17 protein-coding genes are annotated in these 26012 nt (G+C 72.0%); 8 read left to right on the top strand and 9 right to left on the bottom strand.

Annotated features, from left to right (window positions below; all coding sequences use genetic code 11):
• Positions 1-20 precede the first annotated feature (20 nt).
• Positions 21-551 (top strand): pyridoxamine 5'-phosphate oxidase family protein, encoded by a 531-nt coding sequence (locus BLA60_RS39030; RefSeq protein ID WP_075138133.1) that lies wholly within the window; start codon positions 21-23, stop codon positions 549-551.
• On the opposite strand, the gene BLA60_RS39025 is transcribed toward BLA60_RS39030, so the two are convergent.
• The 3 genes from BLA60_RS39025 to BLA60_RS39015 form a co-directional block, all read right to left on the bottom strand.
• A complete protein-coding gene (locus tag BLA60_RS39025; protein WP_075138132.1) occupies positions 541-2271 on the bottom strand; it encodes an ABC transporter ATP-binding protein in 1731 nt (576 codons plus the stop codon). The two genes, BLA60_RS39030 and BLA60_RS39025, sit on opposite strands and share 11 nt — an antisense overlap.
• Positions 2268-4817 carry an ABC transporter ATP-binding protein/permease gene (locus tag BLA60_RS39020; RefSeq protein WP_075138131.1) on the bottom strand — a complete coding sequence of 850 codons (2550 nt, stop codon included), beginning with the start codon at positions 4815-4817 and terminating at the stop codon, positions 2268-2270. The genes BLA60_RS39025 and BLA60_RS39020 overlap by 4 nt, the downstream gene beginning before the upstream one ends.
• Before the next feature lie 72 nt (positions 4818-4889).
• A complete protein-coding gene (locus tag BLA60_RS39015; protein ID WP_245812470.1) occupies positions 4890-5732 on the bottom strand; it encodes a peptidoglycan-binding protein in 843 nt (280 codons plus the stop codon).
• Positions 5733-6394: 662 nt separating this feature from the next.
• Between BLA60_RS39015 and BLA60_RS39010 the strand changes: the two genes are divergently transcribed.
• Positions 6395-8527: a tetratricopeptide repeat protein gene (locus BLA60_RS39010; RefSeq protein WP_162293079.1), complete on the top strand. Its 2133-nt coding sequence runs from the start codon at positions 6395-6397 to the stop codon at positions 8525-8527.
• On the opposite strand, the gene BLA60_RS39005 is transcribed toward BLA60_RS39010, so the two are convergent.
• The gene (locus BLA60_RS39005; RefSeq protein ID WP_075138128.1) at positions 8501-9631 is read right to left on the bottom strand and encodes a ThiF family adenylyltransferase; all 1131 of its coding nucleotides are present in this window, start codon (positions 9629-9631) and stop codon (positions 8501-8503) included. The genes BLA60_RS39010 and BLA60_RS39005 overlap by 27 nt on opposite strands.
• 545 nt (positions 9632-10176) lie before the next feature.
• On the opposite strand from BLA60_RS39005, the gene BLA60_RS39000 reads away from it, so the two are divergent.
• Positions 10177-13011 carry an ATP-binding protein gene (locus BLA60_RS39000; protein WP_154814903.1) on the top strand — a complete coding sequence of 945 codons (2835 nt, stop codon included), beginning with the start codon at positions 10177-10179 and terminating at the stop codon, positions 13009-13011.
• 91 nt (positions 13012-13102) lie between these two features.
• Positions 13103-16399: a S8 family peptidase gene (locus tag BLA60_RS38995; RefSeq protein ID WP_075138126.1), complete on the top strand. Its 3297-nt coding sequence runs from the start codon at positions 13103-13105 to the stop codon at positions 16397-16399.
• Here BLA60_RS38995 and BLA60_RS38990 read toward each other — a convergent pair.
• The 3 genes from BLA60_RS38990 to BLA60_RS38980 form a co-directional block, all read right to left on the bottom strand.
• Positions 16384-17352: an Acg family FMN-binding oxidoreductase gene (locus tag BLA60_RS38990; protein ID WP_075138125.1), complete on the bottom strand. Its 969-nt coding sequence runs from the start codon at positions 17350-17352 to the stop codon at positions 16384-16386. The genes BLA60_RS38995 and BLA60_RS38990 overlap by 16 nt on opposite strands.
• Positions 17353-18292: 940 nt before the next feature.
• Positions 18293-18943 carry a class I SAM-dependent methyltransferase gene (locus BLA60_RS38985; RefSeq protein ID WP_075138124.1) on the bottom strand — a complete coding sequence of 217 codons (651 nt, stop codon included), beginning with the start codon at positions 18941-18943 and terminating at the stop codon, positions 18293-18295.
• Between the two features lie 8 nt (positions 18944-18951).
• Complete coding sequence (locus BLA60_RS38980) at positions 18952-19866, bottom strand: NADP-dependent oxidoreductase (RefSeq protein ID WP_075138123.1); 915 nt, start codon at positions 19864-19866, stop codon at positions 18952-18954.
• A gap of 87 nt (positions 19867-19953) precedes the next feature.
• Between BLA60_RS38980 and BLA60_RS38975 the strand changes: the two genes are divergently transcribed.
• Complete coding sequence (locus BLA60_RS38975; protein ID WP_084736034.1) at positions 19954-20892, top strand: AraC family transcriptional regulator; 939 nt, start codon at positions 19954-19956, stop codon at positions 20890-20892.
• On the opposite strand, the gene BLA60_RS38970 is transcribed toward BLA60_RS38975, so the two are convergent.
• The gene (locus tag BLA60_RS38970; protein WP_075138121.1) at positions 20882-21442 is read right to left on the bottom strand and encodes a TetR/AcrR family transcriptional regulator; all 561 of its coding nucleotides are present in this window, start codon (positions 21440-21442) and stop codon (positions 20882-20884) included. The two genes, BLA60_RS38975 and BLA60_RS38970, sit on opposite strands and share 11 nt — an antisense overlap.
• 83 nt (positions 21443-21525) lie before the next feature.
• On the opposite strand from BLA60_RS38970, the gene BLA60_RS38965 reads away from it, so the two are divergent.
• Positions 21526-22443: an NmrA family NAD(P)-binding protein gene (locus BLA60_RS38965; protein ID WP_075138120.1), complete on the top strand. Its 918-nt coding sequence runs from the start codon at positions 21526-21528 to the stop codon at positions 22441-22443.
• On the opposite strand, the gene BLA60_RS38960 is transcribed toward BLA60_RS38965, so the two are convergent.
• Positions 22429-23010, bottom strand: a complete 582-nt coding sequence (locus BLA60_RS38960; protein WP_075138119.1) for a TetR/AcrR family transcriptional regulator — start codon at positions 23008-23010, stop codon at positions 22429-22431. The genes BLA60_RS38965 and BLA60_RS38960 overlap by 15 nt on opposite strands.
• Before the next feature lie 72 nt (positions 23011-23082).
• On the opposite strand from BLA60_RS38960, the gene BLA60_RS38955 reads away from it, so the two are divergent.
• Together BLA60_RS38955 and BLA60_RS38950 are read left to right on the top strand one after the other, a co-directional pair.
• Positions 23083-24576, top strand: coding sequence for an FAD-dependent monooxygenase (locus BLA60_RS38955; RefSeq protein WP_075138118.1), 1494 nt, complete (start codon positions 23083-23085; stop codon positions 24574-24576).
• Positions 24577-24675: 99 nt separating this feature from the next.
• Complete coding sequence (locus BLA60_RS38950) at positions 24676-25998, top strand: extracellular solute-binding protein (protein ID WP_075138117.1); 1323 nt, start codon at positions 24676-24678, stop codon at positions 25996-25998.
• Positions 25999-26012 lie beyond the last annotated feature (14 nt).

Raw genomic sequence — 26012 nt, 5'->3', positions numbered from 1 at the left:
GTCGAGTTCGACGCACAGGTATGAACGAGAACTCGACGACCCCGGTGTCCACGCGCAACCTGTCCCAGTACGGCTCCCCGGAGCTGCCCTGGAGCAGGGTGCTCGACGTCCTGGTGGCCGACTCGCCCACCGAGGACCTGACGTTCTTCGTCTCCACCATCCGCCCCGACGGCCGGCCACACACCGCCGGCGTCGGGGCGGTGTGGGTGGACGGTGCCCTCTACTTCACCGGCGGCGCGGGCACCCGCCGCTCCCGCAACCTGGCGGCCAACCCGGTGTGCACCGTGGCGGTCCGCCTGCGCGGCACCGACGTGGTGCTGGACGGCGAGGCCCACCGGGTCACCGACCGGTCCACAGTGGAGCGAGTGGCCGAGGTGTTCCGCACCGGCGGCTGGCCGGCGCGGGCGGACGGCGACGCGCTCACCGCGCCGTTCAGCGCGCCGAGCGCCGGCCCGCCGCCGTGGCAGCTCTACCGCCTGACGCTGCACTCGGCCGTGGGCGTCGGCGCGGCCGAGCCGCACGGCGCGACCCGGTGGGACTTCAGGCGGTGACGTGCCAGGTGGCCGCTTCCTGTTGCTGACGCCAGAACTCGGCGAAGCGGCCGCCCGCGTCGCGCAGCCGCGCCGGGGTGCCGTCCTCCACGACGCGGCCGCCGTCGAGGAACAGCACCCGGTCGGCGTGGGCGATGCTGGTCAGCCGGTGGGCCACGATCACCCTGGTCCGCGCCACCGGATCGTCGGCGATGGCCTGGACGACGGCGGTCTCGTTCTCCGTGTCCAGCGCGCTGGTCGCCTCGTCGATGAGCAGCACCGGTGCGGGTTTGAGCAGCGCACGGGCGATGCTCACCCGCTGCCGCTCGCCGCCGGACAGCGCCGTGCCGGCCTCACCGGTGACCGTGCGGTCGCCCTCGGGCAGGCGGGCGGTGATCTCGTCGACCCGCGCCAGGCGCAGCGCCGTGGCGTACTCGTGCTCGCCGGCCGACGGGTGGCCGGCGAGCACGTTGTCCCGCACCGTCCCGTCGAACAGGTACGGGTGCTGGAACACGACGCTGGTCAGTGCCTGGCGGGCACCGGCGTCGAGCGTCGCCGCGTCCACCCCGTCGACCAGCACCCGCCCGCGCACCGGCTGGTGCAGGCCGGCGATCAGCGCGAGGACCGTGCTCTTGCCGGCGCCCGACGGGCCGACGATCGCGGTCGTCGTGCCGGGTTCCAGCCGCAGCGTGAGGTTCTCCAGCACCGGGTCGTCCTCGCCGTGGGCGAAGCTCACCCCGTCCAACTCGATGCGTGGCGCCGTGGCGGCGGCCCTGGGCGTGGTGCCCGAGCCGACGACCGGCGCGTCGAGCACCGCGCGGATGTTCTCGACGGTCGCGCGGATCGAGCCGAGCGCGGGCGCGAGCTCGCCGAGCGTGGTGATCGGCTCCAGGTACCGGGCGATCACCACGATCAGCGCGACCGCCTCGGCCGCCGGCAGCGTCCCGTCGACGGCCAGCAGCGCGGTCGTGCCGGCCAGGCCGATCAGCGCGACCTGGCTGACCACGCTGAACAGCAGCTGCCCCGGGATCTGCATGAGCACCAGGCGCAGCGTCGCGCTGTGCTGCACGGCCAGCGCCGCCCCGGCGCTGCTGCGGGTGGCCGCCACCCGGCGCGCGGCCCGCAACGCCTGCTGGGTCCTGGCGAACTCCACGATCCGTTCGGTCAGCGCGTTGTTGGCCCTGGCCGCCGCCTCGTCGGCGGTGCGCGCGACCCGCCCGGCCGCCCACAGCGCGCCCAGCAGCAGCGGCACCCCGGCCAGCGCCGCCAGCCCCAGCACCGGCGACACGAACAGCAGCGCCACCGCGATCGCCGCCGGCGCCAGCACCGCGCCGAACAGCGGGGTGAGCAGGTTGACCACCAGACCGACCAGGTCCGGGCCGGTCGCGGCCACCGCCTGCCGCGCGGTCGCGGTGTTGTCCGAGGTGAACCAGGTCAGCCGGACGCGGGTCAGGCGTGCCGCGAGGTCGCGCTGCACGGTGTCCAGCACGGCGAACCCGAGGTCGAACCCGATCCTGGCGGTGACCGCGTCGACCGCCCAGCCGGCGACGGTGACCCCGGTGAGCGCGCCCAGCCAGCCGAACGCGTCGCCCGGTGTCGCCCCGAACAGGGCGCCCACCAACGGGACCAGCAGCACCGCCCCGGCCGCCCGCAGCAGCACCGAGACCACCGTGAGCACGGTGTACGCGACGACCCGGCCGCGCCGGTCGGCGGGGATCAGCCGCAGGTAGGTGCGGATCATCGCAGGGCCCCTTCCGTGGGGGCGGCGGCCCGGGACTCCCACAGCCGGTGGTAGCGCCCGTTGGCGGCGAGCAGTTGTTCGTGCGTGCCGGTCTCGGCGATCCGCCCGTCGTCGAGCACCACGATCCGGTCGGCGCCGGTGATCGTGGTCAGCCGGTGCGCCACGACCAGCACCGTGCGGTCCCTGGCCAGCGTGCTCAGCGCCCGCTGCACCTGGTACTCCGACTCGGGGTCGGCGAAGGCGGTGGCCTCGTCGAGGATCAGCACCGGCGCGTCGGCCAGGATCGCCCTGGCGATCGTGAGGCGTTGCCGCTCGCCGCCGGACAGGCCGGTGCCGCCGTCGAGCACGGTGTCGTAGCCGGCCGGCATCCGCAGGATCCGCTGGTGCAGCTGGGCGGCCTGCGCGGCGGCCATCACCTCGGGCAGGGTCGCGTCCGGCACGGCCAGCGCGATGTTGTCCCGGACCGTGCCGTGCACGACCTGCGCGTCCTGGAAGACGAACCCGACCAGCGCGTACAGCTCGTCGGCGGTCAGCGAGGCGACGTCGTGCCCGCCGACGCGGATGGTGCCGGCGTCGACGTCGTGGAAGCGGGCGAGCAGTGCGGCCAGCGTTGACTTGCCCGACCCGGACGGCCCGACCAGCGCGGTCACCGTGCCCGGTTCGAGCGTCAGGTCGATGTCCCGCACGACCGGCGTGTTCGGCCGGTACCCGAAGGTCACGCCGGCGAACTCGACCCGCCCCGGCGGGCTGTCCTCGGGCGGCGACTCGCGTACCGCGAGCTCCCGTTCGCCGAGCGCGACGCTGAGGTGGCGGGCGGCCTGGACGCCGTCGCGGATGCCGCCCATGCCATAGCCGATGCCCAGCAGCCGCGCGCCGAACGTGGTGCCCAGCAGCAGGAACGGCAGCAGGTCCAGGGCCGGCATGGCGCCCGAGACGACCAGTGGCGTGCCGGCGGCGGCGATCAGCCACAGGAAGGTCATCGGCCGGGTGACGAGGTCCATGACGGTCTTCATGCCGGTGAACGGCCGTTGCCAGGCGGCGAGGAAGCCGACGTACTCGTCGAGGTCGCGCCGGAACGTCGAGGCCGCCGCGCCGCCGAACACGCGGATCACCGGCTGGCCCTCCAGGTAGGCGGCGGCCTCGCCGCTCATCCGCTCCGCCCAGCGGTGCGCCTGACCGATCTTCTGCCCGGACCGCACGACCATGACCGCCATGGTCACCAGGTGGACCAGCACCGGCACGAACAGCACCAGCGCCAGCCGCCAGTCCACGGCGAACAGGTACACCAGCACCGCCACCGGCGCGACGACCGCGCCGACCGCGTCCGGTACCGCGTGGGTGACCAGGTAGTGCAGCGACAGGGTGTCGTCGCGCACGAGCTTGGTGACCGAGCCGGAGCCCCGGCCGGTGAACCAGCCGAGCGGGACGCGGGCGAGCTTGTCCAGCAGCCGCACCCGCAGGTCGCGTTCGAACCGCGCGTCGACCACGTGCAGCCACAGCAGCAGCGCCGAGCCGAGCACCGCGCCCGCGCCGAGCAGGCCCAGCGCCCACCCGCCGACCGTCCACAGCCGGGCGGGTTGCGCGCCGGCCACCAGCAGCCGGGCCAGCTCGACCAGCAGCACGAACGGCGCGAGCTGGAGCAGGGTGACCAGCGCCTGACCCACCCCGGCGGCGACCAGCGTGCGCCTGAGCGGGGCCAGCAGCCGCCCGGCGGCCTGCGAGCGCCACGCCCCGGCCGCCTTCTCCTTGGGCTTGACGGGTTTGGGCACGGCCGCCGGTTTCCCGGCGGGGTCGTTGGTGTCGTCGCGCAGTTTGCCCATGGACCGGCCCTGGATCCAGTAGGCGCGGGCGTGCACCTCGGTCTTGGGGAAGCCGAACTCGTCGCGCAGGCGGGCGCGCACGTGTTTGAGCGTGGTCGACTCGGGGGCGGCCCAGGCGTGCCAGTCCGACCAGTCGCGGGTCTCGATGGCCGCCGCGAGCTCCCGCCCGTCACCGCGCGGCACCCAGTGCACGCGCAGCCGGGGGTGTGGGGTGAGCGGGAGCTGGCGGTCGGCCTCCTCGTGCAGTTCCAGGTACAGCTCGACGGGCAGGTCGGCGGGGACGACGTCGAGGATCGCGTTGATCGCCGGCGTCGACGCCGAGTCGCCGACCAGCAGGTAGCCGGCGGGCAGCTCCTCGGGCAGGGCGAAGCGGTCCGAGCCGAGGGAGGTCACGCTGACCGTGGCCCCCGACTGGACCTCGACCGCCCACTGCGACGCCGGGCCGGCGGGCTCGTGCAGCACGACGTCGATGGCGAAGCGCCTGGTGGGCGCGTCGTGCTCGCTGATGGTGTAGGCGCGCTGGAACTCGGTGTCGGTGCCGCCGGGGTCGGGGAACCAGAACCGCAGCCAGGCGGTCGGCTCCACGACGATCTCGGAGAACAGGGTCGCCGAGTGCAGCCGTACCCGTACCAGGTTCGGCGCGAGCCGCAGTGTCTCCACCACGGTCGCGTCGTGATCTCGTGCGCCGAAGCCCCGCAGGACCGCACCCTGGAACCCGCGCGCCATCACCACGTCCCTTCACCCTCGCCCCAGCACCGCTAACTTAGGTTAGCCTTGCCTGCGAGGGCAATGGGAGGCTCAGCCGCACTGGTACTTCTCCCACCAGGTGAGCGGCATCCGGTAGGCCTCCGGGGTGTTGTCCGCGGCGTTGTTGGCCAGCCCGTTGCGCCCGAAGTAGTAGTCGTTGACCTGGTCGCGGGCCGAACGGGACATGTCCGGGTCGGAGATCCCGTTGGCGTGGATGTGGTAGGCGAACCCGTCGGACGGGGTCCGCAACCACGCGGCGAAACCGACCGTTCGCAGGGCCTTGATCGTCTGCCACCGCTGGGTGGTGCTCAGCGAGCTGACGCTGATGTCGACCACGCCGCCGCCGTCGTGCGTACCGGCCGAGCCCGGGTTGGCGGAGGTGTAGGAGCCCTGGGTCAGCGTCAGGCTCCAGGACAGCATGCCGTCGGCCGCGCGCAGCATCGCGGCGGTGCGGGTGTTGACCCGCTTGCCGCCGTAGGAGTCCGTCCGCGACCCCGCCGTCACCGGCCGGCTCACGTCGAACCGCCCGGAGCCCAACTGGGTCAGCGAGGTGCGCCCCGGCACCCCGTTGGCGTCCAGCCCGCTGAACCCGAGACTGCGCTGGTAGGTCGCGTAGGCCGTCAGCGTCGAGGTCCCGTAGTGCCCGTCGGTCTGCGCGGCGGCCAGCAGTCCCTTGGCGCGCAACGCTTCCTCGACCGCGAGAACGTGCGCCTGGGCCCCGGGTGTGGTCCCCGTTCCCGACTTGGGCGGGTCCACCTGGCAGGCCAGCAGGACCATCTCCATGTCCACCGTGGCCAGCGCGCCGACCTCGTCCCCCGGCGCCGCGGCGGCCGGCAGTCCGACCAGGGCCGTTCCCGCCAGTGCCGCACCGGCGGCAACCCCACGAACGAGCAACCGGCGCCTCGAGTAGGCCGCGGGTATGTCCGGTGACTGAACCATCGCCAAGCTCTCCGTTCATCCGATCCGGCAAGCAAGATGAACCATTAACGCATAACCGCCCGTGTTTGTCAGTGACAAACTTACGGAGCGGTGACCGGTTCGGCGTCCCCGCGGCGGCGTCGGGGCAGGTCCTGGTGTCGACGGCGGCCCCGGGTCCGCGCTGCCGGCAATTCGGAGCCGAATTGAAGAAATGAGAGCAATCGTCGAAAGTGATCATACGATCAGTGATGGTCCCGAATGGCGGACGTGGTCCTGACCCGCTATTTTGGAAACGTTTGCCATGACCTCTCGATAAATGGTTCCAGAATATCGGGCAATGACGTCCCTGTGGGCATTCAGAGCTTCCCGAAACGCCTCGACGGGCGGTCACGACGACGGCGACGCGGCGGTGACCTGTCGACGATCAACCGTGGTGGGGCGGTGAAACGGGCACCGGAAGGCGGGTCGGTCAAGATCGTTCCTTGGACGATCGGCAATGGATCCGTCATCGGGAGAAGTCGGTGACCGCCGGGCTGTAGATCTTTGCCTGTGGTGGAAGACTCACCACGGTCGGGGGATTCCGGATGTTCCGCCGTTTGAATGTTGCGACCTTCATCGTACGGCAACAGACTGGATCGATGGAGCGGGAGCAGAGCAGGAATGCGATCAGTGGCCGGGTCACGGGAAATGTGATCCAGGCCGGGACGATCCAGCAGGTCGTCCTCCCCGCGCACGCGGGGCCGGACGTGCCGGTACCCCGGCAACTGCCACCGCCGCTCCCGGACTTCACCGGGCGCCAGCGCGAAATGACGGTGCTGGACGGCCTGTTGTCCGAGGTCGGAGACCCTCCGGCCAAGGTGATGGTCGCCGTGGTGCACGGTGTCGGCGGAGCAGGCAAGACCACTCTCGCCGTGCAGTGGGCGCACCGCGCGCAGCACCGGTTCCAGGGCGGAACGCTGTTCGTCAACCTGCGTGGCTCCGGGCCGAGCGAGCCCCTGGACCCCGCCGTGGTGCTCGCGCTGTTCTTACCGGCCCTGGGCACGACCGAGGCACAGGTGCCGATCGAGTTCGAGGCCCGGATCGGGCTGTACCGGTCGCTGCTCGCGCAACGCCGGGTGCTGGTGGTCCTGGACAACGCCGCGAACGCCGAGCAGGTTCGGCCGCTGCTGCCCAGTGCGCCGGGATGCATGGCCGTGGTCACCGGTCGCGGTGGCCTGACCAGTCTGGTGATCACGGAGGCGGCCCGTCGGGTGAGCCTGGACGTGTTCACCACCGAGGAGTCCGAGGACCTGCTGCGCGGAATCGTCGGAACGGAGCGGATCGACGACGAACTGCACGCCGTGGCCGAACTGCTCGCCCTCTGCGGCGGACTCCCGCTGGCCGTGCGGGTCGCGGCGACCCGGGCCGCCGCCCGGCCACACGTGGGAATCGGGGACGTGGTCGCCGAGATCAGCGACGACGGGGATCGACTGGAGGAGGACGACGGGGTGACCTTCGCGGTGCGGTCGGTGTTCGACTGGACCTATCGGCAGCTGACCGACCAGCAGGCGACGGTGTTCCGACGCTTCGGGCTGCACCCCGGTGGCGAACTCGACGTCGACGCCGCCGCCACGCTCGCCGGCCTGACCCCGTCCGAGGCCTACCGCTGTCTGGAGGTACTGGCGGACCTGCGCCTGGTCCAACCCGGCACCAGGCGGCGGTACCAGATGCACGACGTCATCCGGAACTATGCGGCCCACCGGGTGGAGATCGACGACACCCCGGACGTTCGCCGGGCCGCGACCGAACGGACGCTCGCCTGGTACGCCGGTGCCGCCCAGCGCGCGGACGGCATGCTCTTCCCCCCGTTGGCCGGCGTCTCCCCGGCCGCCGTACCACCGGTGGGAGTGGAGACCTCCTTCGCCGATCGCGACCAGGCTCAGGCCTGGCTGCGGACCGAACGCGCCAACCTGGTGGCCGTGACGCGGGCGGCGGCCACGGCCGGGCTGCACGAACTGGTGACGGCGCTCGCCGTGTCGTGCCGGTTCCTGACCACCGGCGGTAGGGCGTGGTCCGCGCTTCACCTGACGGCCACCGAGTTGGGTGCGCGGTCGGCGCGGGCACTCGACGACCAGGCGGTGGAAGCGCTTGTGCTGAGCATGCGGACAGACACCCTGTGCCGCCTGGGCAGCTGGGACGACGCCGAGGCGACCGCCACGCGGACCATCGCCCTCGCCGAACAACTGGACGACACCGCACGCCGGATCTCCGGACTGTCGGGCCTGGGCTGGGTTCGGCGCGGCCAGCGCAGACCGGAGGACGCCAGGACGGTGTACCAACGGGTGGCGGAGATCGCCCGAGGCGTGGGACAGCTACGGGCGGAGGCGGTGGCCCTGTGTCATCTCAGTGCCATCTCCGTGGAACTCGGCGAGTACGAGATCGCGTTGGGCCATGCCGTACGGGAACTGGACCTGCGGAGCCAGGCCGGAGACCAGATCGGTGAGGCCGGCGCGCTGTGTGACATCGCCCTTGCCCGGCAAGGGCTTGGCCAACACGAGGCCGCGATTTCCCTTCTCCGGCAGGCGATCGAATCCTACGAGACCATCGGGTACACGGGCGCCGATCGGGTGCAGGCGGTGCTGGCACTGGCGGTCTCACTGGAACACCAACAGGACCGGTCGTCGGAGTTGGCGGCGTTGCGTGCGGCGGAGGTCCTCCTCGTCGACCTGGAGGATCCGCGCCTGGACCAGGTACGGCGAAGACTCTCAGAGTTGGTGGCCGATGGTCGTTGACCCGCCGCAGGCCGGGCAGTCGGGCCGCGGCACGTCAAGGGCCAGCACGGTGCCGGCGTCGAGCGTGACCAGGTTCAGCGCGTACTCGCGGTTGGCCGGAAGCCGGGGACTTCCGGTGATCAGGCTCATGGCGGCGTGCGCGGTGAGGTGACCGGAGATTCCGGCGGACACGGCATTGCCCGCCTGGGTCAGCGGTCCGGTCGTGGCGGTGGCCGGCGTGCGCGGTGGCAGTGTGGCCAGGCGCTCGCGCTCCGCGGCGCACGCGCAGTCGTAGCAGGCGCCCCCGCCCGGACGGTACAGGCCGACGTTGATCTGGGGACCGTGGTAGCCGCCGTGCACCCACGCGGTGCCGGTCCCCAGGCAGGCCTGGTTCGTCCAGGACCGGATCTCGGGTGGCTGGTCGGCCGCGAGCACCACCACGTCGAAGCGGGCCGCGAGCGTCGCCAGATCACCTGGCCCCCGCACGGTTACCGCCTCACCGGTGACGACGACGTCGGAGTTGTGTTCGCGCAGCCGATGCAGCGCCACGTCGACCTTCCGCTGGCCGAGATCCCGCTCGGTGTAGAGCACCTGCCGGCTCAGGTTCGACAGTTCCACCACGTCGGGCTCGACGCAGTGCACGTGACCGACACCGGACAGGACCAGGCCCAGCGCGGCGGTGCTGCCGGTGCCGCCGATCCCGACCACGGCGATCCGTGCCTGCCGCAACGACAGCTGAGTGTCCCAGCTCGATCGCCGGGAATCGCGGGTCATCCATCGCCACATCGCGTGGGCGCGGCTGTACCGTTCCCGCTCCCGGCCGGACAGTGTCCGGGGAACGGGCTCGGCCGCGTCCTCGACGTAGCCCGCTCCCGCCAACAGTCCGAGGTCCCGGACGACCTCGGAGCGGACCTCGGTCTCGGACCTGTCGGGGAAACGGTGGACCAGCTCGGCGACGACCTGGTCCACCGTCCTCCTACCGTCGAGGGTTTCCACCAACGCCCACACCCATCCGGTCGGGTCCTCGATCCGGGCCCTGATCCCGGGCACGTTGCCGCCGATCTGAACCTGGTCCTCGCCCAGCCTCACCGGCCGGTGCTCCCACTTGATCCTCGGGCGAAACATGGAAACCTCCCCGCACCTCGTCACGCACTCATCGGGTTACGAGCTCTGTTCCTTGTCGGAGCAGAACATCATCCGCTGGTCGGAGTCATCGAAGTGGATCATTACCGGTCACCCCCTCCCGTTTCGCCGGCCCCCGCTGGCCGACGGTGTCCAGCGTCTCCCACCGAGCCGGACGAAATCCGGCGGATATCCCGACAGAATCCCGACAGTGTGTCCGGCGGGCGGCGGCGGTGGGTGGACATGAACAGGACACTTCCTGGACATCGCACGAGCATCTGCACGCGCATTGAGAAGATCGCTTTCTCGTCAACGATAACGGAACGATTTCGAAAGATGAGTGCGCTGGATCGGTCGACCGAAATGCCCGCACACTCTCATCTTGTCGGGGATGGTCTCCAGCGAAGGGCACGCTGGTGGGATACAGATTCTGCATTCTCGGTCCGACGTCGTTACGCGTTCGAGACAATTTCAACCTTGATTGGCAACGACCCAAACCACGAGGGCTCCTCGCGGTCCTGCTGCTGCACCCGGGGCAGGAGGTGTCGTTGGAGACGGTCATCCGGTGGGTGTGGCCCGGCATCGGGCGGGTGAACCCGGACACCGTCCAGCGGTATGCCCAACTCGCCAGGGAAGGCCTGGACCAGCTGGATCCGGTTCCCGACCTGCGCTGGCGCAACGGCATGCTGCGACTGGACGTCGAACGCGACGAGGTCGACTACTGGTGGCTGCAGGACGCCGTCAGGCGCGGTGAGGAACTGGTCCAGGCCGGGGAGTACGAGCAGGCCGGCGAACTGCTGGAGCGCGCCGTGCGGTTGTGGACGAGCCGTCCGTTCGCGGACCTGCTGGGACACCCGGCCGAACACCGCAGATCGATCGCCGACGCCGACCTGTGGGCACCGGCCTACGACGTGCTGCTGCGCGCGCTCGACGGTCTGGGCAGGAGTCAGGACGTCCTGCGCCGGCTGGACGATCTCCCGTTCGACCACCACCGGCACTACCGGCTCGCGGTGCACCGCATCAAGGCGCTCTACGTCGTCGGCCGGCAGCGCGACGCCATGGGCTACGTGCAGGCCGTGCGGCGCGCACTGCTCGACAACGACGAGATCGACGCCGCCGACGAACTGCTGCGCCAGCACGACCTGCTGCGCGGGAGCACCCTCCCGACCTCGCCGATCGTGGTGCGCCACAACGGTTCCCGACCGCCGGAACGGGTGGCGCCCGACCTGCTTCCACAGGACGTCGACTTCGTCGGCCAAGCCGAACCGCTCGAACGGCTGCACTCACTGACCACACCACGCACGGGCGAACCGGCCAGGGGAGTGGTGATCGTCGCCGGGCCGGCCGGTATCGGCAAGACCGCACTGGTGGTCCATTGGGGACACCGGGTCCGCGACCGGTTCCCTGGTGGTGTCCTCGTGGCGAATCTCAGTGGTTACTCGGACAGGACAATTGTCGATCCCGCTCAGGTCGTGGATGATTTCATCATCGCATGTGGACACCGGCCGGACGGGAGTCCTCAGGAGCGGACGTTTCTGTTGTCCCGGCTGCTGGGTGAACGAGATACTCTGGTGATTTTGGACAATGTGCGCGACAACGACCATGTCCGCGATCTCCTGCCGAGACTGGCGGGTGCTCTGGTCGTCATCACGAGCCGCCGGCGGTTGACCTCACTGGGAACCACCGTGGGCGCGCGCCGGATCACCGTCCGCGCGATGACACCGTCCGACGCGGACGAACTGCTCATCACCCAGCTTGGCCCCCACCGGGAACTCGACGCGGCCGACCGTGCCGGTCTGGTCGAGCGCTGTAGCGGCCTGCCGGTGGCGATCAGTGTCGCCACCGCCTTCGCGGCGACCTGTCCTGACGGGCCGATCGCCGAGGTCGCCGATCAGCTCACGCGACGGCGGCTGGTCGTCGACCTCGGTGACCAGGACGGCACCGTCAACGTCGGCGCGCTGTTCGCCCAGTCCTACGACTCGCTCGACGAGCCGGAACGCCGCCTGTTCCGGGTGATCGGACTGCATCCGGGTCCCGACATCAGTATCGAGGCGGCCGCCGCCGGTGACGGTCGGACCATGCTGGACACCAACCGAAGCCTGGCGAAACTGATCGAGGCGCACCTCGTCGAACAGCCGGTGGTTGGTCGCTACCGGCTGCACGACCTGCTGGCGGAGTTCGCCGTCTACTGCGCCGAGACCGACGAGCCGGCCGACCGGCACGCGACGGTCGAACGCATGCTGCGCTTCTACCTGGCGGCGGTGACCGACGCCGCGTGCCTCGCCTACTCGACCTATCTGCGGCCGCCGGGCTCGGCGGAGATCGATCAGCACCCGGTGGCGTTCGTGGACAACGTGCACGCCCGGGAGTGGTTCCTGCGCGAGCGGAACAACCTCCTCGCGGCCATCGTCTTCTCCGCGTCCGACGTCGACCTCCGCCGGTACACCTACCGGCTCGGCGACCCGGTGGCGACGTTCTGCGACCGGTTCGGCGCCCACGAGGACAGTCTTCGGATCAGGGACCTGACCGTGCGGGTCACGACGCTGACCGGGGATCACGAGGATCTGACCTCGTCGTTGCTCGGCTCCGCCATGACCAAGCTGACCCTGGGTGAGGTGGTCGACGCCCGACGGACACTGGAGGAAGCCCTGCGGCTGGCCATCGAACACGATGTCCCACGTGGACGGTCCGCCGCGCTCATCCATCTCGGCAAACTGGAGATGGTGCGGGGAGACACCGCGGCCGCGATGAACTGGTGGCGCCAGGGAATGGCTCTCGTGGAGGAGAATAACGACGATGAGGGAAGGTGTTGGTACCACTACAGAATCGCCACGGTGCTCGCGGCCAACGATCAGCACGACGAGGCGTTCGTCCGGCTGGACGAGGCCAGGAGAATCGCCCTGCGCATCCGGGAGCAGTCGGCGCATGCCGCGATTCTGATCGAGTTCGGGATCCTGCACACCGTGCGCGGCGACCACGCACTGGCCGCGTCGCACCTGGCCCGGGCGCGCGGTGTCGCGGAAGGAATCCCGGACCAGAGGGAAACGGCGCGCGCGTGTCTCGCCCTCGCCGAACTCGACATCGCCCAGGGCCGCACCGCTAATGCCCGCGGAACCATCCGGGTCGCGCTCGACATCTGCGAGCAGACCCGTGATCAGGTGGTCGAGGCACCCGCGCTGGTCGCGCTCGGCACCGTGTGCCACGCCGATGGCGAGATCGAGGACGCCATCTCGGCCTGGAAGCGGGCAGCCGACCTCTACCTCAGGATGGGCAACATCACCCGCGCGGCGGCCGTCCACGACCGGGTCCGTCACCTGCCGACCGGTGACGTCGCCATCCCGGTGAGTCGCCCCGCCGGCAGCCAGGTGACCGTCGACGAGTGACACCCGCCGGTGTCGTACTTCGGACATGGCGAGATGTTGCCACCGCGCGGGCGTTCCCCTGACCACCATGTCGCCGGTAGACGTTGGTGGCATGTCGTCCCGCAGATGTCCGCGCCCCCGGTCCGTCCTTCTCGTCGTGCTCGCGACCGCGGTGACGATGGCGGTGCCTCTCGGCCCGGCGTCGGCGGATCCGCCGCCAGCCGCCGCGCCGGCCGCCGCCGGTGAGGCGGTCACGCTGATCACCGGGGACCGGGTCACGGTGGACACCTCCGGCGGGCGTCCGGTGACGGTCGTCGAGCCGGCCGGGGGAGAGGACTCGGCGGCCTCGTTCACCACGTTCACCCGGGGCGAGGACGCCTACGTCATCCCGGACGGGGTGGCTCATCTCGTGCCGGACGTGCTGGAGATGGACCTGTTCAACGTCACCGCGCTGGTGGAGATGGGCTACGGCGACGCGCACACCGACGCCCTGCCGCTGATCGTGCGCGGTGCCCCCGGCGTCGGCACGTTGCGGGCGGCGAAGGAACTGCCCAGCATCGGTGCGACGGCCGTGGAGCTGCCCAAGCGCGGCGCCACCAGCTTCGCCCGCACGCTCGGTACCCGCTCCGCCGGGGTGAGCCGGGTGTGGCTCGACCGCCCGGTCACCACCGCCGCGCTGGACTGGAACCTCGACGCGGTCGGCGCGCCCGGCGCGTGGGACGGCGGGCTCACCGGTGCGGGCGTCGACGTCGCCGTGCTCGACACCGGCGTGGACACCGACCACCCGGACCTCGCCGGCCGGGTCGCCGAGGAGGTCAACTTCACCGACGAGGCCACCGCCGGCGACGGCCACGGGCACGGCACGCACGTCGCCTCGATCGTCGGCGGCAGCGGGGCCGCCGCGGACGGGGCCCGCCGGGGCGTCGCGTTCGACTCGCGGCTGATGTCGGCCAAGGTGCTCGACGACGAGGGCCGGGGCCAGCAGTCGTGGGTGATCAGCGGCATGGAGTGGGCCGCCGCGCAGGGCGCGGACGTGGTCAACCTCAGCCTCGGCGCCACCGCCGGCGAGGGCGACGACCCGGTCGTCGAGGCCCTGGAGAACCTCACCGAGAGCACCGGCGCGCTGTTCGTCGTCGCGGCCGGCAACTTCGGGCCGGGGCCGGGCACCGTCGACTCGCCCGGCGTCGCGGAAAGCGCGCTGACCGTCGGCAACGCCGGGCGCAACCTGCTGCCGATGTACGGCTCCGGCAACGGCCCCACCCGGGGCACCTACCGCGCCAAGCCCGACCTGACCGCGCCCGGCGTCGACATCCTCGGCGCCCGCGCCGGCGGCGGCGACCCGTACGTCGCGATGACCGGCACCTCGATGGCCACCCCGCACGTCGCCGGCGCCGCCGCCCTGCTGCTCCAGCGCCACCCGGACTGGACCTGGCGCGAGGTCAAGAACACCCTGATGACCACGGCCGACGCGCAGGTCGCCTTCCCCGCGCCCAACGCCGAGGGCGCCGGCGTCCTCGACCTGACCGACGCCGTCGGCGAGACCCTGAGCTACGACCGCGCGTCCGTCGACTTCCGGTTCCGCCGCTGGCCGGAGGGCCAGCAGTCGTCGAGCATCCCGGTGACGATCACCAACACCGGCGAGGGGACCGAGTCGCTCACCTTCACCGACTCGGCCAAGAACCACTGGAACGAGCAGGCCCCGGACGACATGTTCGTCGTCGAGCCGAGCGTGTTGACCCTCGAACCGGGCGCCACCGGGACCGTCACCGTCACCGTCGACCCGACGCTGGGCAACCCCGGCCTCTACGCCGGTCTGGTCACGATCGCCAGGCCCGGCAAGGAGAACACCACGCTGCCGCTCAACGCCGCCGTCGAGGCGCCGCGCCGCGACGTGCACCTGACGGTGCTGGACCGCCGGGGCCAGCCGTGGGCCGGCGGCACCGTCTGGCTGGGCAACGTCGACGACCTGACCCAGCGTTACGGCGGCGGCCTGATCACCACCCAGCTCGACGAGAACGGCCAGGTGACCGCGCGGGTCGCACCCGGGGCGTTCAGCATCGTCGCCCGGGTGGAGACCCCCGCCGACGGCGACGAGCCGGCGTCGATCTCGCTCGCCGGTGAGTCCGAGGTGCGGGTGGACTCCGACGTCACGCTCACCATCGACGCGCGCCGCGCGCTGCCGGTGCGGCCGGCGACCGTCGCCGGTGCGTCGACCACCACGCAACGCCTTGCCCTGCACTACGTCCACCGCGACGCCGTCGACGACGGCACGGTCGGCAGCATCATCTACGCGCCGGGCGCCGACGTCGAGAACGGCGGTGTGTTCGTCGAGCCGACCGACCCGGTGCGCACCGGCCGGTCGCTGTTCCAGACCCACTGGCGCCTGGTCGCCGGTGACCACCCGCGCCCCGGCCAGGCCGACGCCTACGAGCTGCTGCTGGACTCGCCGACCATCCCCGACCCGCCGCGGTTCCACCTCGACGCCAGGCAGGTGCGGCAGCTGGCCACCGAGGTCCACGACTACCGCACGGTGCGCCAGGACCAGGCCGACCTGCTCGAACTGCGCTACGCCGCGACACCGCTGGTCAGCGCCCCGCTCGGGTTCTGGCGCGAGCGGAGCGCCCCGGCGAAGGTGGTGGAGAAGCTGACCGCGCGCGAGGACGTGCTGTGGAGCCAACGGGTTCGCGGCCCGGTCGACCTCGGGACCTACCGCAACAGCTTCCGCCCCGGTGAGCGGATCACGCGCTCGTGGTTCTCCGGCGTGGCGCCGGCGGCGATCGGCGTGCAGCAGAGCCGCCGCTCGCTCAACGTGCCCATCGACCTGAGCGACGGCCAGCACACCGGCCAGGCACTCGACTCGTTGGGGCCGATCACGCTGCGCCTGTTCCGCGAGGGCGTCGAGGTGGCGCCGAGGGCGACGCGGTACTTCGACGTGCCGACGGAACGGGCGAACTACCGGCTGGAGCACAGCATCACGCCCGACCAGGACACGCTGCCCTTCGCGACCCGGGCGGACACGTCGTGGACGTTCACCTCGGAGGCGCCGCCGGAGTCGGGCCCGTTCAACAACCCGACGCAGCTGCTCAACGTCGGCTACGAACCGAACACCGACCAGACCGGCCAGCTGCGCGCCCGCCACCCCGTCACCATCCAGGTGCGACTGTCCACAACGGTCGGACAGTCCGGCCCGATCGTCGCTGAGCGCGGCACGTTGCGCTTCTGGACCTCCACCGACCACGGCGAACGCTGGGTGCCGTCGGTGGTGGTCCCGCTGCCCGACGGCACGTTCGGCGTGGTGTCGCTGTCGCTGCCCAGGGCGGGCGAGACGGTGTCGGTGCGGGCCAGCGCCACCGGCCAGGAAGGCAGGACCGTCACCCAGACACTCGTCGACGCCTACTCGGTGCGGTAGCTGGTCACCTCGGCCACCGGGCGGCGCGGAGTGGGCGCCCCCCGGTGGCCGTAGCCGATCCGCAGCACCGCCTGCGGGTGCGCCCCGGCGGTGAGGCCGGTGCGCAGCGCCGCCCGGAGGTCGGGCTGCTCGATCGGCTGGGAGAAGAACGACGCCCCGAGCCCGGCGGAGGTGGCGACCAGCAACGCGCGCTGCATCGCCTGCCCCGCACGGAGATGGTCGAGCGCGGTGTCGCCGGCGGTGGTCACCATCGCCACCAGCGGGTCCTGCTCGAACTCCCGCTCGGCGGTGCGCCGGCCCGGGTAGTCACGCAGCTTGAGCAGTGGCGTGCCGGCCGGCCGTGGCCCGCCGGCGGCGCTGGGCACACCGTCGTGCCGGGCCGGGTCGCCGGTCGTCCAGGCCCGGAGCTCGGCCTGGTAGTCCGGGTCGTCCTCCTGGCGCTGGTCGGCCCGGCGCAGCAACGTCGCGAACGTCTCCAACGCGCGCGGCGTGTCCAACAGGAGGAGATGCGCGCCCTCGGCGTCCGCCGCCGCGACCAGCGCGCTCCGTTCCGACCCCGGCACGATCCGGTCGACGAACGGCCGCCGGTTGGTCGTCCGGTTGCCGACGGCGTCGGCGAGATCGCGCTCGGCCGGCGTGGCCGGCCGGCGCCCCGCCACCCGGACGGTGGCGAGAAGCTCGGGGTGGGCGGGGTCGGGCAACGGGTCGACCACCACGGCCCGGCCGGCCGCCCGCAACGCGACCCGCAGGTTCAACAGGGCCGCCCCACAGGACAACCGCGCCTCCCGCCCGTCCGGATCGGCGACGGTCAGCACCCGGTCCCCGTCCAGGCACACCTCCACCACCGGCCCCCGCACCACGAACCGCCACGGCTGGGTGTTGTGCACCGACGGCGCCCTGACCGCCGCGTGCAGGGCGTGGTCGATCGCCTCACGAGGGTCGTCACTGTCCATGGCCTGTCACCTGCTCCCGAGTCCGCAGACTCCATGGCACCAGGATTCGCGGGCTCCCGCAGCGGGAGGACGTCCCGTGCTGGCGGGACCAAGGGCCGTGGCGCGAGGGCCTCAGGGTCTCATCGAGGAGGTACCACTCGTCGGTGAGAGACGCCGGGGGTGGTCGAGGAGTCTGTTCCTCGACCACCCCCAGTCTTCCGGAGACCGTGATGCGCGCGTGGGGACGGATTACCGGTGGGTAGCACTGTCCGAATCGGCCATGCGGCTCAGGTGTGACCGACTAGCGAAGGGCAGCGGCGTTGAGTATGTGCCACACCACTCGGCTCAGTAGCGACGGGCTGACGCCCGGGTCAGCGGACGAGATCCTCCCGTGAGTTCCGCTTCCCGGTCGCGGGGTACCGGCCTCGTGGGCCGATCGCGGTGCACCGTCCTCCCCGGTCTGTCCGGTCTCTGTGGAGAGAGCCGAGTCGTTGTGTGCCGCCACGAGTTGGGCTCGCGGTGAATTGTAGGGAAGGTGCAGCGGCGGTGCGGCCGAGGCGATGGTGCTGCCAGCCGCCAACAACACCAGAGTCAATGTCAGGACCACGGTCCTCCCGGCCCAACTTGCCACGAATTTCCTCACTTTCTGATCGACGATCATGTACCGGGCAAGTTATACCGCGTTGCGGTCTGGGCACAGCTCTTGACACCCCCCGTTGTGCAAGCCGTCGTCGTAGGTCGCAAAAGGATCGGTTCTGGCAGTCCTCTGTGGTCTTGGCCAGGGCTTTTGTTTGATCGGGCATGTAATTCCGTCAGGCATGCGCTTGCCCACGTGAGGCCAAGGCATGGCCAGAGTAGAACCCTGAACATCAGATCGAGCGATTACTGGCTGGTAGTTTGACCCAGTCCGTGGTGAGGTCACTCTCGGTGGAATGCAGAAATGAGGACTGCGTCCGGTGCCTCACGGGCTGACGATGAGATACCGCTCGTCGGTGATGGGGCCGCCCCAGTAGACGGGGTCGGTGAGGGGGTCGAGGTGGGCCTGCCGGCCGTGGGCGGCGATCAGGTCGGTGGTGTGGGCGGCGGTGAGGCCGGCGCCGGACGACCAGTGGCCCTCGACCAGGACCAGGCGACCCTGGGGACGCAGGAGCCCGATCCACCGGCCGAGGACGGCCAGCGGATCGGGCAGTGCCCACAGCACATGCCGGGCGAACACGACGTCGAACGTGCCCGGTTCCAGGGGCGGGGTCGCCGCGTCGCCCTGGTGAAAGGTCGGCCGGACGCCGGCCACGCCGGACACGGCCGCCTCGTCGGACGCGGCGGGTGCGGCGGACGCGGCGGGCGGGGCAAACGAGGCGGACAAGGCCTTGGCGGTGGCGGCGGCGACCATGGCGGCGGACAGGTCGACGCCGGTCACGGTGTGGCCCTCGGCCGCGAGCAGGACGCTGATGCTTCCGGTCCCGCACCCCAGATCGGCGATCGTCGACGGGGGTGGGGGGAGGACCGGGAGCAGCAGGTCGCGCCACGCCGCGCGGACCTCGGCGTCGCGCAGGCCGTGGTCGGGGGCCTCGTCGAAACGGTCGGCCTGGGCGTCCCAGAAGTGTGCCGTCATACAGTCGATTATCGTGGCAGGAGGACGATTTTTCCCCTGGTGTGGCGGCGCATCAGCTCGTGGAAGGCGGCGCGGACCTCGGTGAGCGGGTAGGTCGCCGCGATCGGCACCTCGAGGTCGCCGGACGCGATCAGCTTGAGCAACTCGGCCAGGACCTCGGCGTTCGCGGAGCCGGCCATGCCCTCGTTGCGCACGCCGGTCCTGGCGGCCCCGGCGAAGTCGATGATCGTGTTCACCCGGTCCTGGGGCACACCCAACTCCAGGGCCAGGTCGACGTAACCGCTGCCGAACGTGTCGACGAACGCCTGGACGCCCTGCGGCGCGGCGGCGCGGATCCGGTCGAGGACACCGTCGCCGTAGGGCACCGGGGTGACGTCGTGGGCGCGCAGCCAGTCGTGGTGGGTTTCGCTGGCCAGGCCGATGACCGTCGCGCCGGCGTGGCGGAGCAGTTGCACGGTCAGGGATCCGACGCCACCGGCGGCTCCGGCCACGACGATCGTGTCGCCCGGCGCGGCGGCGACGGCCCGGACGTTCGCGTGCGCGGTGGTGCCGGCGACGAACACCGCGCCGGCCGCCTCCCACGGCACGGCCGGGTCCCTGGCCACCAGGTGTTCGGCCGGCACGGCCACCAGCTCGGCGTGGCTGGAGCGGGTGTCCACCCAGCCGGCCACCTCGTCGCCGGCCGACCAGCCGGCGCCGGACCGTTCCACCACGCCGGCCAGGTCGCTGCCCTGGCCGGAGGGGAACGTGGCCGGCCACCGCTCGTGCAGCAGCCCGAGCCGGATCGAGTTCTCGCCCGGGTTGATCCCGGCGGCGCGCACCCGCACCAGTACCTCGCCGGCCGCCGGTCGCGGCACGGGCACCTCGCGAACGTCCAGGACGTCGACGTCGCCGTACTCGTCGAACCGCACTGCCTTGGGCATTCGGCCCCTCCTTCGGGTTCGGTGTTCCTGCCGACTACCCAACCCGGGTCCGGCGACACTTTCCATGCTGGAAACGAGCGGGGAAATATGCGAGCGTCTCAGGCTGTGGACGTTCTGACGGATCTGTTGCAGCGATCGCGGGCGCGTGGTGCCGCGTTCTCGCATTCGAGTGCCCGAGGTGAGTGGGGTGTGCGGTTCCCGGTCGGCGCCCGCCTCGCGATCCACGGCATCCTCGGCGGCGAGGCCTACGCCTGGGTCGGTGACCCGGGCGGTTCCCGGCACGTCCTTGGCGGCGACCTGCTGCTGGTGCGCTCGACGTCCACCCAGTTCATGGCGCACGCGCCCGGGGCGGCGTCGGTGCCGTTCGACGGTCAGCCGCCCGTCGCCCAGTCCTGCGGAACGCTGCGCCGCGAGTTCGGCGCCGGCACCGGCGACGCCACGACGTTCTTCTGCGGCGCCTACTCCTTCGACGGCGACCTGTGCGCCGGGCTTCTCGCCGCCCTGCCGGAGCTGACGGTGGTGCGCCCGGGCGCCGGGTCGAGCCTGCGGGCCACCGTCGACGTCTTCGCCGGTGAGCTCCTGCACGAGGGCCCCGGCCAGCAGGCCCTGCTCGACAGCCTTCTCGACGTGATCCTCGTCCAGGCCCTGCGCGAGCAGCTGTCCGCCGACCTGCGTGCCGCCCCGGCCTGGTTCCGCGCGATGGCCGACCCGGCGGTCGGTGTCGCGCTGCGGGCGGTGCACGCCGACCCGGCGCGGGCGTGGACGGTCGCCGACCTGGCCGCCGCCGCGTCCCTGTCGCGGGCGACGCTGGCGCGCCGGTTCACCGCCCTGCTCGGCGTGGCGCCGCTGGCGTACCTGACCGACTGGCGGATGGCCCTGGCTCGCGAGCAGTTGCGCTCGGGGGACGCGGGGCTCGCCGTGGTGGCCCGATCTCTGGGCTATGCCTCGGAGTTCTCGTTCGCGGCGGCGTTCAAGCGGCACCACGGTGTGCCGCCGGGGCGGTGGCGGGGCGCGGCTACCGCCTGACCGGGCTCAGTCCCGTCACGGCCAGGCCGAACAGGCGTTGGGCGGTGGCGGGCGGGTCCGGGTGGTGCTCGACGGCCAGGGCGATGCCGACGGCCAGGGTGATCAGGTCGCGGACGGTGACGCCGTCGGCGACCGCGCCGTCGGCGGCCGCCCGGTCCAGCAGCGGGCCGGCCGCCTCCTCCAGGGTCGCCGAGCAGGAGTTCTCGGGGACCAGGGCCTCGTCGTAGGACAGGGCGGTGGCCAGGCCCCGGGCGGTGACGCAGTAGGCGACGACCTCGTCGAGCCAGTCCAGCAGCGCTTGGCGGGGGTCGGTGTGGGTGGTCAGGTCGAGGGCGCGGCGGCGCAGGGCCTCGACGCGTTCGTGGGAGACGGCGGTCAGCAGGGCGTGGCGGGTGGGGAAGTGGCGGCGCACGGTCGCCGAGCCAACGCCGGCGGTGCGGGCGATCTGTTCCAGGGACGCCTCGCTGCCGTGGGCGGCGACCTCGCGTTCGGCCACGGCGAGGATGCGGGCGTGGTTGCGGCGGGCGTCGGCGCGTCGCTGATCTGGCATGGCACTTCCTAAACGGCGGGGTCCGCCGTATCGTAGCGGAGACAAAACGGCGGACCCCGCCGTTTATGATGTGAGGAGTGCCCATGGATCCCGTACTCGTGACCGGTGCCACCGGCCGGCAGGGTGGGGCGACCGCCCGCGCCCTGCTCGCCGACGGCGTTCCCGTCCGCGCGCTCGTGCGTGACCCGTCGACCGCGCGGGCCAGGGCGGTCGCGGCGCTGGGCGCCGAACTGGTCACCGGGGACCTGCGCGACCGCGACTCGATCGTGGCGGCGGCGACCGGCGCCGGTGCCGTGTTCTCGGTCCAGATGCCGGCAGCGACGGCCGACGGGTTCGACTTCGCCGGCGAGGTCGTCCAGGGCGTGAACCTCGTCGAGGGCGCGCTGGCGGCCGGGGTGACGCGGTTCGTGTACACGTCGGCCACCGGCGTCGGTCAGCACCGGTCGGTGCCAGGCTGGGCGGAGGGCCGGTGGTCGATGTTGGCGCCCGCGATGGAGGCCAAGACCGCGATCCAGGACCGGGTCCGGGCCGCCGGTTTCCCCAGCTGGACCCTGATCAAGCCGGGCTTCTTCATGGAGAACTTCCTGCCCTCCATGGCGTTCCTGTTCCCCCGGGGTGTCGACGGCGGGCTCGTCAGCGTGGTGCGCCCGGACACCCGCCTGTCCCTGGTCGCGGCGGCCGACATCGGCACGGCCGCCGCCGCCGCGATCACCGACCCGGGCCGTTTCCACGGCGTGGAACTGGAACTGGCCGGCGAGTACCTGTCGATGACCGAGATCGCCGAGGTGCTCACCCGCGTCCTCGGCCGGCCCGTCCCCGCCCCGGACATGACCGTGGACGAGGCGCTCGCGGCGGGTCTGCCGGCGATGGGCGTGGGCCACGAGTGGTTCAACGTCGCCAGTCAGCCCGGCCGCCCGGAGTACGCGCGCGACCTCGGCCTGCCGCTCACCCGCTTCGAGGACTGGGCCCGCGAGCACCTGGTGGCCTCACCGGCGCAGTAGGGGCAGCCAGATCTCGTCGACGATCTCGGTGAGCGAGTGCGCCGGGAGGGGGCGCAGGGTCATCAGCACGTCGTGGCGGAACAGGTCGAACGGGAGGTTGAGCAGGCGGCGTGAGCGGGGGACGTCGGGCAGGTCGCCACGGGCCACGGCGCGGGCGACGATGATCTCGCACGGGGTCGGGGTGGGGGAGCCGAGCGCGTCGCGCAGGGTGGTGAAGTTGGTGCCGGTGTCGCGGAAGTAGTCCATCAGTTGGACGCTGATCAGCGTGATCATGCCGGTGAGGCCGGCGTCGGCGTTGCGCAGGAAGCCGATGGCGTCCGCGCGCAGGTCGCCGGTGTCCGGGATCTCCACGGGTTGGGCGGCGCGGTACCGCGTGATGGTCGCCAGCAGCAGGTCGTCGCGGGTGGGCCAGCGGCGGTAGAGGACCGGGCGGCTGGTGTGCGCGCGGGCGGCGACGGCCTCGTAGGTGAGGCCGTGGTAGCCGTGCTCGACCAGGACGTCCCAGGCGGCGTCGAGGATCGCGTTCTCCAGGGCGGGGCCTCGGCGCCGCGTCCGCTGAGGATTCACTTGCGTATCTTATCCCGGCTCGCTACGTTGACCGCCCTAAGAAACATTCACGTATCTTGAGGCGGCATCCTGATGTTCGACGTCATCGTCGTCGGTGGTGGGCCGGTCGGCCTGTTCCTCGCCTGCGAGCTGCGGCTCGCGGGCGCCCGGCCGCTGGTGCTGGAGCGGCGGCCGGAGCCTGACCCGGCCGACAAGGCCCACGGTCTGGCCGGCCAGGTCGTGCGGCTGTTCGACCACCGTGGCCTGGTGGAACGCTGCGGCGGGCGAGGTGCGCCGCAGCCGGCCCCCGGCTTCTTCTTCGGCGGGCTGCCGCTGCCGCTGCACACCCTCGGCGAGGACAACCCGATGTACCTGCTGCCGGTCCCGCAGCGGGCACTCGAAGGGGTGCTCGCCGCGCGCGCCGCCGAACTGGGTGTCGAGGTCCGGCGTGGAACCGACGTGCGGTCCTTCGTCCAGCACGACGACCGGGTCGAAGTGTCCACAGTGGATGGAACGGAGGCCGCGCGGTACCTCGTCGGGTGTGACGGTGCCGCCAGCCTGGTACGTAAGTCCGCCGGGATCGGCTTTCCCGGGGTCACCGAGGACGACGTCGTCGAACGCTGGGCGCTGGTCGGGGCCAGCGACGCCGTGCGGTTCGGGCCGATGGGACGGGTCGAGATCGACGGCCTGGGCGAGATCCCCGCGCACTTCCACCGCACCGACCGGGGCGTGTTCACCATCCTCGCCCACGATCCCGCGCGACCACTGGTGAACACCGTCGAGTGGACGCCCGACCCCGGCGGCCCCCCGCTGACCCTGGCCGAGATGGAACACAGCGTCGAACGGGTCCTCGGCGTCCGCGTGCCGCTCACCCCGCCGCCCGAGGGCGCGCCGACCCTGTTGCGCCGCACCGCCGGGCGCAACACCCGACTCGCCGAGCGCTACCGCGACCGCCGGGTGTTCCTGGCCGGCGACGCCGCGCACGTCGGCAACGGCCCCACGCTCAACCTCGGACTCCAGGACGCGGCCAACCTGGCCTGGAAGCTCGGCGCGACCGTGCGCGGCCACGCCCCCGACGGCCTGCTCGACACCTACGAGTCCGAGCGCCGCCCCTGTGGCGAGCGGGTGTCGATGGCGACCCAGGCCGACCGGACCGCGCTGCTGGCCCCCGGTCCGGCGGTCACCGCGCTGCGCCAGCTGTTCGGCGAACTGCTCACCGACCGCGAGAACGTGCGCCGGCTGGCCGCGCTGATGGCCGGCGCCGACATCCGCTACGACATGGGCGAGGACCCCGGCCCGCTCGCCGGCGCCTTCGCGCCCTCCCTCGACCTGACGGTCGAGGGCGCCGCCCGCCGGCTGCCCGAACTGCTGCGCGAGGCCCAGCCCGTGCTGGTCGACCTGACCGGTACCGACGCCCTGGCCGACACCGTGGCCCCGCTGGCCGGACGGGTCCGGCACGCGCGGGCCGGCGCCGACGGTCGGACCGACGCGCTGCTGGTGCGCCCCGACGGCTACGTCGCCTGGTCGGGCACCGACCCCGACGGGCTCACGGCCGCGCTGGTCCGGTGGTTCACCCCGGCGCGCTAGCCATGTTTACGCTCACACGACACAGGTGATTGCCAGGGGCTCGCGGAACCAGGCATAGTTGTTAGCGCTCACTCCGGTGCACTCCCAAGGAGCCGGACCATGCGCCCGTCCGCGATCACCCGACGCACCCTGCTTCGCGCGAGCCTGCTCTCCGGCGCGGCCCTCACCGGCTGCTCCTCGGTCCGCGCCGGCCTGCTCAGCACACCGCCCGACCCGGCGGTCGTCTCCTACTGGAACCTGTTCGGCGGCGGCGACGGCGTCCGCATGCGGCAGATGGAGGACGCCTACCGCGCGGCCAATCCGCACCTCGACCTCCAGGCCGTGACCCTGGCCTGGGGAAACCCCTACTACACCAAGCTGGCGCTGGCCACCGTCGGCGACCTGCCGCCCGACGTCGCCGCCGCCCACTTGACCAGGATGAAAACCCTGGTCCAGGGCGACCTCCTGGAGGAACTGCTCCCCGAGGACCTCGAACGCCACGGCCTGACCGCCGACCGGTTCAACCGGCGCGCCTGGGACGCTGGCCTGGTCGACGGCCGGGTCTACGCCATCCCGATCGACACCCACCCGTTCGTCCTGTTCTACAACACCGAGATCTGCGACGAGGCCGGCCTGCTCGCCGCCGACGGCACGCTCGCACCGATCACCGGCCCCGACCAGTTCCAGGACGCGCTGACCAGAGCGCGGCAGGTCACCGGCCGCTACGGCGCCACCCACGGCATCAACTCCGACACCGCCTCCCCGTGGCGGCTGTTCCAGACCCTCTACGCCCAACTCGGCGGCGAGGTGCTGGCCGAGGACGGCACCCGGGTCGTGCTCGACGACACCAAAGCGGTCCAGGTGCTCGACTACCTGCGCACCCTGACCGTCGAGAAAGGACTGATGCCGGGCAGCGTCGACTACCAGGGCGCCATCGCCCTGTTCGCCAGCGGCGCGGCCGGGTTCCACCTCAACGGCGAGTGGGAGATCTCCACCCTCCAGACCGCGGGCCTGCCGTTCAGCATGGCGCTGGTCCCCCACGTGTTCGGCGACGAGTACGCGGTGCAGGCCGACTCGCACACCCTGGTCCTGCCGGTGCGCGCCGACCGCGACCGCGCCGGTCTGGACCGCGCGCTCGGGTTCGTCCGGTCGATGCTCGACCAGAGCCTCACCTGGGCCGAAGGCGGCCACGTGCCGACCTGGCAGCCGGTCGCCACCAGCGACCGCTACGCCGCCCTCACCCCGCAGTCGCACTACGCCTCGGCCGCCGACGCCGCCGTCTACGACCCGCCCGGCTGGTACTCCGGGTCCGGGTCGAACTTCGAGATCGTGATGGGCGCCGCCGTCGGCGCGGTGGAGGCCGGCGACCTGACCCCCACGGCCGCGGTCGCGCAGTTGCGCGCGAAGCTCGGCGAACTCGCGGCGACCCCACCCCCGGTGTGACCCTCGACGAGGAG

Source organism: Actinophytocola xinjiangensis (assembly GCF_001921215.1).
Lineage (GTDB): Bacteria > Actinomycetota > Actinomycetes > Mycobacteriales > Pseudonocardiaceae > Actinophytocola > Actinophytocola xinjiangensis.
This window is presented reverse-complemented; position numbering and strand designations above follow the sequence as displayed.